The sequence below is a fragment of the uncultured Abiotrophia sp. genome, assembly GCF_963520105.1.
Lineage (GTDB): Bacteria > Bacillota > Bacilli > Lactobacillales > Aerococcaceae > Abiotrophia.
The window spans coordinates 101,733-112,485 of sequence record NZ_CAUQPN010000007.1; the positions used below are offsets into that span (position 1 = coordinate 101,733).

Consider the following 10,753-nt stretch of genomic DNA (forward strand, 5'->3'; position numbering starts at 1 on the left):
GGCAGCCATGATTAGACATCTTTTTTCCGATATGGACGGAACCATTCTGCGGGAGGACGGCCGCATTAGCCCGGAGACGGCCCAGGTCATTCGCCAAGTGGGCCTGCCCCTGACCCTGGTTTCGGCCCGCTCGCCTATGGAAATGCGGGAAGCTATCGACCAGCTGGGGCTGCATGATGTCCATGTGGGCTTCAATGGGGGCTATATCTTCCAGGCTAGCCCTGAGGGCTACCAGGTCATTCATGAGGTCCGGATGGACTATGAATTAGCCAAGACCCTAGTCCTGGATTTAAGAGGGCGCTATCCCGACCTCAGCATTAGTGTCTTCGACGACCAGACCTGGTTTGTGGACCGCTACGATGACTGTGTGGCCTACGAGCAGAACTTGACTGGTCTAGACTATGTCCTAGTGGACTATGAGGACTTCTTCCAGGCCCCTTGGCGCAAGGTCTTCAAGCTCATGCTGGTAACCTTCGACCATGAGCTCATGGAAGAAGTCAAAGCCTATTTGCCGGCAGCCTATCCAGAAGCCGAAATCGGGCTCTACCAGACCAGCATTCCTTATCTGGAAGTGACGCCGCGTCTGGCTCAGAAATCCCTGGGTATCCAGTATATTCAGGAGCGAGAAGGGCTGACCCGCCAGGAACTCATGGCCTTTGGCGATGGGACCAATGACCTGGCCATGTTCCAGGTGGTAGGTCAGGCGGTGGTCATGGCCAATGCCAGTGAGGCCATTAAGGCCCAGGCCGACTATGTGACCCTGTCCAATCAAGAAGACGGCGTGGCCCACGCCTTGCTGCATTACTTACCAAGTTTACAAGATAAATAAAGAGAGCCCCTGCCATCTGGCAGGGGCTCTTTGCTTGTTTCGGATTAGATTAGAAGAGGCCGGTCACCTTGCCGTTGGCATCGATGTCGATACGTTCAGCGGCAGGGGATTTAGGCAGGCCTGGCATGGTCATGATGTCACCGGTCAAGGCCACGATGAAGCCGGCGCCAGCTGAGACCTTGAGTTTCTTAATGGTGACAGTGAAGTCCTTAGGTGCCCCAATCAGGCTAGCATTGTCGGAGAAGGAGTACTGGGTCTTGGCCATACAGATTGGCAACTGGCCGAATCCCAGGTCTTCCAGCTCCTTGAGCTCACGCTTGGCCGCTGGGGTCAGGCTGATGCCTGCACCACCGTAGACCTTTTGGACGATTTTGGTGATCTTGTCTTGAATGGAATCTTCCAGGTCGTAGATGTAGCGGAAGTCCTTAGGAGCCTCCGTCAGAGTCACTACTTTCTCAGCCAAATCGCGGCCGCCGGCCCCGCCTTGGCCCCAAACATCAGAAATGGACACGTCGACGCCACGGGCTTGGCAGGCTTGGTAGACGGCCTCCAGTTCAGCTTCAGTGTCGGTTGGGAACTTGTTGATGGCCACTACCACTGGCAGGCCAAAGGATTCTTGGATGGTAGCCAAGTGCTTGTCCAAGTTAGGCAAGCCAGCCTTGACAGCTTCCACATTTTCAGGACCTAAGTCGGTCTTAGGCACGCCACCGTGCATCTTGAGGGCCCGGATGGTAGCAACTAGCACTACTGCGTCAGGCTCTAAGTCAGCCAGACGGCACTTGATGTCTAGGAATTTCTCTGCCCCTAGGTCAGCGCCGAAGCCAGCTTCGGTGACCACATAATCGGCTTGGCGCAGGGCTAGCTTGGTAGCTAGGACCGAGTTACAGCCGTGGGCGATGTTAGCGAATGGTCCGCCGTGGACAAAGGCAGGAGTGCCTTCCAGGGTTTGAACCAGGTTAGGGTTGATGGCATTCTTGAGCAGGGTGGCCATAGCGCCCTCAGCCTTGAGGTCAGCGGCCGTCACGGGACGACCGTCGAAGGTATAGGCCACGATGATGCGGGCCAGGCGCTCCTTGAGGTCGGACAGGCTAGTCGCCAAGCAGAGGACCGCCATGATTTCGGAAGCCACGGTGATGTCGTAGCCGTCTTCGCGCGGCACGCCGTTAATCTTGCCTTGAAGGCCGTTGACGATATGACGTAACTGGCGGTCGTTCATGTCGACCACCCGTTTCCAGGTAATGCGACGGCTGTCGATGCCTAGGGCATTGCCGTGGTGGATGTGGTTGTCCAGCATGGCTGCCAGCAGGTTGTTGGCCGCGCCGATGGCATGGAAGTCTCCGGTAAAGTGCAGGTTGATATCTTCCATAGGAATGACTTGGGCATAGCCGCCCCCAGCAGCGCCACCTTTGACCCCAAAGACTGGGCCAAGGGAGGGTTCGCGCAGGGCGATGGCGGCCTTCTTGCCAATCAGGCTCAGGGCATCAGCCAGACCTACTGAAGTCGTAGTCTTACCTTCGCCGGCAGGCGTAGGGGTGATAGCAGTCACTAGGACTAGTTTGCCTGGCTTGCTTGCTTCTTTGGGCAGGGAAGCCAGGTCCACTTTGGCGATGTGATGGCCGTAGCGGAAGAGGTTTTGGGGTTTTAAGCCCACTGAAGCAGCGATGTCTTCGATGAGACGAGGGGTAACAGAGTTGGCAATTTCAATATCAGATAGATGGGTCATGGATTAGCGGTCCTCCTAGAATGCTTGGTAATGGCCAGCCCTTGCAAGGGGCTTCTGCTATGATTATAACAGAAATGTCAGGCCTTGTGGCTAAAAAACGAATGGCCGGGGCCAAGAAAAATGGCCTCGTTCGTGTTTATGCTTAGGGCAAATGGGAGGGGGCTAACCTGCAGGACTCAAAGAAATTTGTCCTTGCACTCGATCTAACCTAGTTTGATTAGCTAAGAATGGCTCTATATCAAGGAAAAATGGACCTCTAAAAATTATAAGTCAATGGGGTTGACAAATAAAAGAGTGGGTGATAAGATTTAAGCATGAACTTGTAACGATTAAAGTTACAAGTTGGCATTTGACAATAAAGGAGGGTAGACTAAGGAGTTGTCCCAGTAGCCAATGGTAAACCAGGCAGACGGTTGCTTAAGCAGCCTTAAGTCGTCACAACCATGGTAAGAAAGTAAGAAATAGGATGTGAGTCTATGCAAATATCAAGTCGCTTTACCATTGCAATCCATTCATTGGCCGTCATCTATTTGAGACAAGACCAGCAGCGCGTGACCAGCAACTTCCTAGCGGAGAGTATTCAGGTCAACCCCGTGGTCGTGCGGTCGGTCCTATCCGGCTTGAAGGCGGCGGGCATTATCGAGTCGCGTCAAGGCAGTGGGGGGTCACGCTTGGCCAAGCCCCTGGATGCCATCACTTTTTATGATATCTATGTCACGGTAGACAGTGTTGACAAGGATGGGCTCTTTAATTTCCATCCTAACCCACATCAGGACTGTCCGGTAGGCCGCAATATTCACCAAGCGGTGGATGGCAAATTGATACAGATCCAAGCGGCCATGGAAAATGAACTCAAGCGCATCACCATGCAAGATGTGGTGGATGATTTAGAAAAGGCCATTGCGCAAAGCGCTCAATAATATAAGTAAATTAAATATCCCTTGGGGATTAGAATATATAAAATAGAAAGAATAGAGGTAATTAATATGTCAAACTTTAACCAATTACAAGCAAAACGTCGTTCAATTTATGCACTCGGTAAGGAACTGTCAGTTTCTAAGGATGCCCTTGTTGAAATCGTAGAAAAAGCCATGAAGGAAGCACCATCTGCCTTCAACTCTCAATCTAGCCGTGCCGTCATCTTATTCGGCAAAGAGTCTGAAGACTTCTGGAACGAGATTGCTTATAGCGAACTTGAAAAGGTAACGCCAGCGGAAGCTTTTGAAGGGACTAAAGGTCGTTTAGCAGGTTTCGCAGCAGGGGCTGGGACCATCCTCTTCTTCGAAGACCAAGAAGTCGTAGAAGGCTTACAAGCTAACTTCCCACTCTACGCTGACAACTTCCCAATCTGGTCAGAACAAGCCCACGGGATCAACTTATACGCAGTATGGTTGGCATTGGCTGAACAAAACATCGGCATGAACGTGCAACACTACAACCCATTAGTTGACGAGAAAGTAGCCGCTAAATACAATATCCCATCTACTTGGAAATTACGTGCTCAAGCACCATTCGGTAGCGTGGTAGCGCCAGCTGGCGACAAAGAATACATGGCTGACCAAGATCGCGTTAAGTCATTCGGTAAATAAGACAAGCTATAGCTTGTGGAGGACAGAGGTCTGAAGGACCTCTGTCTTTTTGTGTCTGCCTCGGTCTGGTCGGGTGCTTAGGGCAAAGTGGGCCCTTGTGGTGGGACCGGCTCCAGCCATCCTAAGGCTGTCTTCCGCCTTGCCGGTCTATGGTGGCCTAAGTCGCTAGCGCTCCAAGGCCACTCATACGCCCGCCATCCTTCAGGCCACAATGGCCACTTTGTCCGCACCCGACCAGGTCAAGGCTGGGGAGCAAGTTGAAAACAGAGCCCCTGGCGCAAGTCTTTGGCCGCCCCCAATTTCCTTAAGTTGGTGCCTAAGTTAGGGTGACAAATTAGTCTAGAATAAGACATAAAATAGTCTATATTTAAACCATGTAAGCCCTTGTTTTTTTCTTTGTGAGGACTATAATAAGGCTGTAAGTAAAAGTCACAACCAAAAAGGAGGCGCGTCACCATGAGTAAGCGATATGCATTACTCGTCGGTACGGTTATTGGTGCCCTAGCCCTAAGTGGGTGTGGGCATGGTCAAGGCAATCAGGGAGCTACTAGCACGCAGGTCGCGAATTCTGTGACCAGTGAATCCGTCAGCAGTGTGTCTACTAGTCAATCCAGTCGCAGCCAGTCAAGTAGTCAGTCAGCAAGTGAGGCCAAATCTCAAGGAGCCTCGCAAGCCAGCCAGGAGCCGGCTAGCAGTCAGGCTCAGCCCTCTTATTTCAAGCAGATGCAAGCTGCCTATCAAAAACAGCTGGACTACCGCGATTCGCTGAGTGAAGATGCGCGGTCTTCAGTCCAAGCGCCTTTTACTGCGGCCTATCAGGAAGGGGAGCGGCTTAAGGGTCTCCACCCCCAAGATAGTCAACGCATTGAGCAGGAATCAGCAGATTTTCAACACTATCTCAATTGGGATAAGCAATCCTTTGCTTCCTTCTTCTTCAAGTGGGCCCAAGGTATGAAGCAAGACTATCGTCCTTTACATTTGGAGGATTTTGTCGGCATTGGCGACAGCAGTAATCGGCTCAAAAACGCCACTGTTAATGGGCAAGCCGCGACCTGGAATATCATGGGCAATGTCAAAAACGCTCGGTACGATTACCTGGTCTTGGATAGCTATGAGACCACCGATTCGGACCCAAGTCAGCGTCATCTCTACCTCTTCACTCTCCATCAAGGCCAGCCCCAAGTCCTCTACAGTCAGGCCCATTTGTCTGACAGCGATAAGTTAGATTTCAAAGAGACCGAGAATCAGGAATTGAGTCAGGGCTTTGCTAAGTATCTCAATCCTGACAATCGGGACAGTGGCCAGACGAGTGATGAGGGCACAATCGCGGGGCCAAGTGACATTAGAAAGGATCATATTGCCCAAGTCATGGAAGCCTACGGTAAGGCCCAAGGCCAAACTTACCAGGCCGCAACCCCAGCTACAGCCTTGTCATATTATGATTTGGCGGTTCCCGACCAAGTCCTTAACCAAGCCAAAGTGGACGGCCAAGCAGCAAGCTTCCAATTCTATGGCATGCAGCTAGGCAAGAGCGACCTCAACTATGAAGTGACGGCTATTTATGTGCGCCTAGATGGCAAACAGGTGATTGCCTTCGTTAAGCGGCACAATCATGCCTATATTTTGGAAGCCACAGCCCAACCTGACCAAGAGGGTCAGGTCTCCTTCCAAACCACTCAGAACCCAGAGTTAATGCCAGCATTTGATTAGTTTTAAAAAGGACCCAGCCTCTTTGTTAGGGGCTGGGTCCTTTTTTGTGTGGCTTGAACTGCCTTGGCCTGGTCGGGTGCTTAGGGCAAAGTGGAGCCCTTGTGGCGGGACCGGCTCCAGCCTCGCCGGGCGAGTCTTCCGCCTTGGTGGGCTATGGTGGCCTAAGTCGCTGCGCTCCAAGGCCACTCATACGCCCGTCATCCTTCAGGCCACAAGGGCCACTTTGCCCGCACCCGACCAGGTCAAGGCTGGGGACTAGCGTTAAAAATTGAGCCCCTGGCGCAAGTCTTTGACCGCCCCAATTTCCTTAAGGTAGTGGCAAAGTTAGGGGGAATTAGTCTAGAATGAGACACAAATCGTCTATATTTAAGCCATGTAAGCCCTTGTTTTTTTCTTTGTGAGGACTATAATAAGACTGTAAGTAAAAGTCATAAGTCCAAGGGTGAAGCCGTATGAGTTGTTGATAATTATCATATCCTGCAATTTTTTTGAGAGTACATAAGGTCGTTAACTGGACCTACAATGAGTTGGAAAACTAACATAAGTTTGGGAATCTATAATTCAGAATACATATGCAAAAAATTCAAAATGAATGGAATCTTATTATTGGAGCACCTTACTTATATTTCTGATTTGACCTAGATTATATGATAACGTGTATCTATATCGTGAATAGCATTCTATTTTTAGGGGGATAAGAATTATAATGGTATGCAAAATTAAATCGCTTGTTCAATATATGGAGAAAATAGAAAAACTAATGAGGGAAAGGGACGAAAAAGGGAGTGATTACAATATATACTATAGAGGTGAAAATGGAAAATTTGACAATAGAGTCCCAGGTATTTATCGAGGTCAACATAAAAAAATGCTAGAAGTTGGATCAAAAAACTATTATCTTGAGTTATTTGAAGAATTAGGGTGGCCCATTCAAACATTCGGTAGTAAAGTGTTTGAACAAATTGTTGAAGTTCAGCATTATGGAGCGGTGACGAATATCTTAGATCTTAGTTCGAATCCTTTAGTGGGATTATTTTTTGCGTGTTACGGTGACAGTCAAGAAAATGGAATGGTATATATTTATGGGTCAGATATATCAAGGGAGAAACACTATTTTGAGAAAGAAATTGCTTTGCAAACAGCCTTAAGTTTTATAGATAAGGTAGATATTGACCGTTTTATTAGACTCTTTTCTGTTTTTAGAAAAGAGGTTCCAAATGAATCAACTTTATATAAAAGGGTATGTAGTAGAGAAATTACCGTTGATGGCATTAAGGATATATTCGATGATGAATTCAAAAATAACAGGTCTCAAATGAATAAAAGAATTCTTGGATTAGAAGAACCTGATATACCTTTTGTTGTTCAGCAAGACACTGAGAAAGAAGATAATATCGAAGAGGGTGGGGAGATAGAGGAAGTTAAGGATAATATAGTAGATTATATAGAAAAGGTAGATAGCTCTTACAAATTTATTAACTATCTAAGGAACCAAGGCAAGAATGAACTAAATTTATCTGGATATCAAAAAATTATGTTACGATTCATACTAGATATTATAGTCGATTTCCTTGATAAATTAAGATTATACTCAGGTGTTACCGAACCCTTGAATTTTCCATACGCAATTTATGAAGACATACTAAAGAGTTATGTAGTTAAGTCATCCAAAATTAATGAAAGAATCAAAAATCAAAGAGGGGCATTTATTGTTCCTAGCTATATCACAGTTAGTGGAAAGGCCCTAGAAGAAATACAAAAAAAAGTAGACGATTCAATCAAGTCCTCTGTCACCAACCTTTGTGAAATTGAAATTCCTTCGGAAAAAAAAGAGGAGATCCTTAAGCAGCTGAAATATATTGGAATAGATGAAGGATTCATATATCCAGAGATTGCACATATCGCGAAAACAGTGTCAGAGAGATATAGTTAGTGTAAGATTTTCCTATCTTTTAAATACTTATTGCTATACTACAGAAACAGTATAAAGAAGTAGTTCATTTATCGTTTAAACATTTTTTTAGAAATAAGTGGTGAGGTTGGATACAATAATTAATAGGCTTGGCCGCGGAGGCTGCGGGGTAAAGTAGCCCTTGTGGCATTAGGATGGCGGGCGTATGAGTGGCCTTGGAGCAAAGCGACTTAGGCCACCATAGACCGCCAAGGCGGAAGACAGCCGTAGGCTGGCTGAAGCCGGTCCGCCACAAGGGCCTAACTTTGCCTAGAGCGGTCGCCGTGGCCAAGCCAGAACAAGCCAGAAGCAGGCAGACAAAAAAAGAGGCCCTAGGGCCTCTTTTTTGATTTCTATTATTCCGAGAATTGGACGTTAACATTACCAGTTGACGAATGGGCCTTGAATTTCTTGCTGGCGCCTTCGTTCTCTTGGGTTTTGTTGCCCATGGTCTTGGTGTCGATTTGATAGTCCTTGCGTTTGCCTTGAATCTTGGCCTTGATATCACCCGTTGAGGAGGAGAGATCAATGTCTGACACGTCATTCAAGTCCTGAATGTCCACTTCCCCAGTTGAACTATTGGCCTTGAAGGTCGTACCACTAGCCTGGGTTTGCTTGGTGCGGATATCACCCGTTGAAGCAGATAGGTCAAAGTTTTGGCCGGAAACCTGGTCAAGGCTAATCTTACCCGTCGAGGCAGAGACGTTAATATCCTTGCTAACCTTAACCTTTTCTAGCTGGATGTCGCCAGTCGAGTCGTCGAGTTTGAGGTTGTCCTTGAGGTTAAGGTCGCGGACGGTGATGGACCCAGTTGAAGATTTGACGTCCACTTTGGCGGCCAACTCCTTAGGCACCGTAATGTTAATCTTGTGGGAGTTGAAAATGCCGAAGGGGTTGAAGACCCAGAAATTGAAGAAGAAGAACTGACCCTTGGATTGCATAATCAGGCGGGAGCCTTCTTGCTTGATGTTATAGTTGATGCTACGATCTTCGGTATAGTCAATCTTGATGTCGGATTGGTCAGCGCCTGTGACGGTCACATCAGCAATCGAAGCATTGACAACCAACTCGGTCACATCGCTAGCTGAGGCTTGGTATTGCTTGTTCTCTGGCGTTCCGGCCATACTGAAGCGGGTCAGGTCGCCACCCGATAGGGCGAAGGCCGTCCCAATGGACAAGAGACCAATGATAATGAGTAAAATGGCGATTTTGGTCAGGTTTTTCATAAATAAGCTCCTTTCTAGGTGAGTCTAGTCGCGACGAGAGTGAATCCAGCGCAGTCGATGGTTGAGATTGCGGAAGCCGCGTTGGGCCCATGGCAAGAATAGGAGACCTAGACCGACTAGGGAAAGACCTGCCCCGAAGTTGAAGAGGGCATTCACCAGGTTGAAACCGGAGGTGAAGGGGCTGGTCACCGCTATGAATGCACCGCCGAAAATAAGGGCAAAGACCGTGACATAGAAGGCGAAAAGTAGGGATGCCATCACCAATACCAAGGCAAAGCCTATAGCGCCGACCGTTATAATAAGTGGCAACCAGATAGGGAAGGTCAGGGCAATCAAGACCCATTGGCCACCCGAAATAGGGCGTTTGGGTTTGAGTTTTTGCTTGACCCGCTCAAAGGGTGACATTTCCGCTAGAATCCGGTTGGCAATTTCATCTAAGTCACCCAAGTCCGCTACGGCTTGGTCCTCGGTCATGCCTTCGTCTAGGCGGTCATCAATCATTTCGTCGAAGAAGGACAGGGTGGTGGCCAGTTCTTCCTCGGGTAGGCCGGACAAGCGTCGGGCTAGTTGGTGTTTGAAGTCGTATCTATTCATGTCGATCATCTCCTAGGATAAAGTGGTAGGCTTTCATGACGGCGTCCCAGTCCTGAAGAAAGTTCTGGATTTGACTGTGGCCGACATGGGTCAGGCGGTAGTACTTGCGTAGGCGTCCCTTATGCTCAATCGAGTAGGCAGCCACCGCCTGGTTGGCTTCCAGTCGCTTGAGGATGGGGTAGAGGGTGGATTCGGAGATAGGAATGTAATCCGAAACATCTTTGACAATTTTGTAGCCGTAGGAGTCTTCTTGGCGCAGGGCGGCCAATACACAGACTTCCAAAAGGCCACGCTTGAGTTGAGCTTCCATAGGCGTTCTTCCTTTCTACACCTATACTATACAACGCATAGTATAATGCGTCAAGGGATATTCTGTCATAAAGAGTAAAATCGGTCTTAAGTCTGAGAAAAAAGAGGGGTTTACAAATGTAATCTAAAGTGTTATACTAGAAATGTGGATTACACTTGTAATCTTAAAAATGAGATTAAGGAAGGTGATGACCATGTCACAAGAATATGCGGTTCAAGGCTTGTCTTGCGCTTCTTGTGCCCATGCAGTGGAAGTGGCCCTGCAGGCCGTAACGGGCGTCAAGTCAGCACAAGTGAATTTAGCAACTGAAAAAGTCAGCCTGGAGACAGAAGGGAGTGTCAGCCCCCTAGACTTGCAGGCAGCGGTCCAGGCGGCCGGTTATGATTTGGTCCTGCCCCAAGTTACGCAAAACTTCGCCCTGACAGGCATGTCCTGTGCCTCTTGCGCGGCCAATATTGAGTCTGCAGTCGGCAGCCTGCCAGAAGTCAGCGCGGCTAGCGTCAATCTGGCCACTGAAGTCCTGTCGGTGACCTACCAGCCAGGCGCTATTAATGAAGAAATAATTTGCCAAACCGTGGCAGAGGCCGGCTATCAAGCCCAGGTCCTAGCAGATCAAGCTGGAGCTAGCCAGGCGCAAATCCAGCAAGAGGCGGATCAAGCGGCCCAAGCCAAGGCCAGCCACCAAGCAGCCCTCTGGCGTCGTTTCTGGCAGTCGGCTATTTTCGCTCTGCCCTTGCTCTGTCTAGCCATGGCCGAAATGGTGGGACTGACCCTACCAACTTGGCTTAGCCATCGCGGGGGTGGCCAGCTCTTTGTTAGTC

The 10,753-nt window shown here is 48.7% G+C and carries 10 protein-coding genes; 6 read left to right on the top strand and 4 right to left on the bottom strand.

The window, feature by feature from the left end; genetic code table 11:
• Window positions 1–7 precede the first annotated feature (7 nt).
• Window positions 8–829, top strand: coding sequence for an HAD family hydrolase (locus tag RWO08_RS07690; protein WP_314211690.1), 822 nt, complete (start codon window positions 8–10; stop codon window positions 827–829).
• A 49-nt stretch (window positions 830–878) separates the two neighbouring features.
• On the opposite strand, the gene RWO08_RS07695 is transcribed toward RWO08_RS07690, so the two are convergent.
• Window positions 879–2,552, bottom strand: coding sequence for a formate--tetrahydrofolate ligase (locus tag RWO08_RS07695; RefSeq protein ID WP_314211691.1), 1,674 nt, complete (start codon window positions 2,550–2,552; stop codon window positions 879–881).
• A 476-nt stretch (window positions 2,553–3,028) separates the two neighbouring features.
• Here RWO08_RS07695 and RWO08_RS07700 point away from each other — a divergent pair, with 476 nt between their 5' ends.
• The 4 genes from RWO08_RS07700 to RWO08_RS07715 all read left to right on the top strand — a co-directional run bounded on the left by RWO08_RS07700 (window position 3,029) and on the right by RWO08_RS07715 (window position 7,784).
• The gene (locus RWO08_RS07700) at window positions 3,029–3,472 is read left to right on the top strand and encodes an Rrf2 family transcriptional regulator (protein ID WP_298077076.1); all 444 of its coding nucleotides are present in this window, start codon (window positions 3,029–3,031) and stop codon (window positions 3,470–3,472) included.
• 66 nt (window positions 3,473–3,538) lie between these two features.
• Window positions 3,539–4,141 (top strand): nitroreductase family protein, encoded by a 603-nt coding sequence (locus RWO08_RS07705; protein WP_314211692.1) that lies wholly within the window; start codon window positions 3,539–3,541, stop codon window positions 4,139–4,141.
• A 456-nt stretch (window positions 4,142–4,597) separates the two neighbouring features.
• On the top strand, window positions 4,598–5,851 hold the full coding sequence (locus tag RWO08_RS07710; protein WP_314211693.1) for a DUF4767 domain-containing protein: 1,254 nt from the start codon (window positions 4,598–4,600) through the stop codon (window positions 5,849–5,851).
• Between the two features lie 706 nt (window positions 5,852–6,557).
• Window positions 6,558–7,784 (top strand): FRG domain-containing protein, encoded by a 1,227-nt coding sequence (locus RWO08_RS07715; RefSeq protein ID WP_314211694.1) that lies wholly within the window; start codon window positions 6,558–6,560, stop codon window positions 7,782–7,784.
• A 374-nt stretch (window positions 7,785–8,158) separates the two neighbouring features.
• Here RWO08_RS07715 and RWO08_RS07720 read toward each other — a convergent pair whose 3' ends face one another.
• From RWO08_RS07720 to RWO08_RS07730, 3 genes are read right to left on the bottom strand one after another with little or no spacing between them, the layout of a single operon-like run.
• Window positions 8,159–9,028 carry a DUF4097 family beta strand repeat-containing protein gene (locus tag RWO08_RS07720; RefSeq protein ID WP_314211695.1) on the bottom strand — a complete coding sequence of 290 codons (870 nt, stop codon included), beginning with the start codon at window positions 9,026–9,028 and terminating at the stop codon, window positions 8,159–8,161.
• A 24-nt stretch (window positions 9,029–9,052) separates the two neighbouring features.
• Complete coding sequence (locus tag RWO08_RS07725; RefSeq protein WP_314211696.1) at window positions 9,053–9,622, bottom strand: HAAS signaling domain-containing protein; 570 nt, start codon at window positions 9,620–9,622, stop codon at window positions 9,053–9,055.
• Window positions 9,615–9,932, bottom strand: a complete 318-nt coding sequence (locus tag RWO08_RS07730) for a PadR family transcriptional regulator (RefSeq protein ID WP_303887146.1) — start codon at window positions 9,930–9,932, stop codon at window positions 9,615–9,617. Before RWO08_RS07730 ends, RWO08_RS07725 begins: the two co-directional genes overlap by 8 nt.
• 193 nt (window positions 9,933–10,125) lie before the next feature.
• Here RWO08_RS07730 and RWO08_RS07735 point away from each other — a divergent pair.
• The coding region (locus tag RWO08_RS07735) for a copper ion binding protein (RefSeq protein WP_314211697.1) at window positions 10,126–10,753 on the top strand (628 nt) is incomplete at its 3' end.

Coding starts and splice junctions, on each gene's coding strand:
- RWO08_RS07690 (WP_314211690.1), top strand. CDS start 8: ATGATTAGACATCTTTTTTCCGATATGGACGGAACCATTCTGCGGGAG.
- RWO08_RS07695 (WP_314211691.1), bottom strand. CDS start 2,552: ATGACCCATCTATCTGATATTGAAATTGCCAACTCTGTTACCCCTCGT.
- RWO08_RS07700 (WP_298077076.1), top strand. CDS start 3,029: ATGCAAATATCAAGTCGCTTTACCATTGCAATCCATTCATTGGCCGTC.
- RWO08_RS07705 (WP_314211692.1), top strand. CDS start 3,539: ATGTCAAACTTTAACCAATTACAAGCAAAACGTCGTTCAATTTATGCA.
- RWO08_RS07710 (WP_314211693.1), top strand. CDS start 4,598: ATGAGTAAGCGATATGCATTACTCGTCGGTACGGTTATTGGTGCCCTA.
- RWO08_RS07715 (WP_314211694.1), top strand. CDS start 6,558: ATGGTATGCAAAATTAAATCGCTTGTTCAATATATGGAGAAAATAGAA.
- RWO08_RS07720 (WP_314211695.1), bottom strand. CDS start 9,028: ATGAAAAACCTGACCAAAATCGCCATTTTACTCATTATCATTGGTCTC.
- RWO08_RS07725 (WP_314211696.1), bottom strand. CDS start 9,622: ATGAATAGATACGACTTCAAACACCAACTAGCCCGACGCTTGTCCGGC.
- RWO08_RS07730 (WP_303887146.1), bottom strand. CDS start 9,932: ATGGAAGCTCAACTCAAGCGTGGCCTTTTGGAAGTCTGTGTATTGGCC.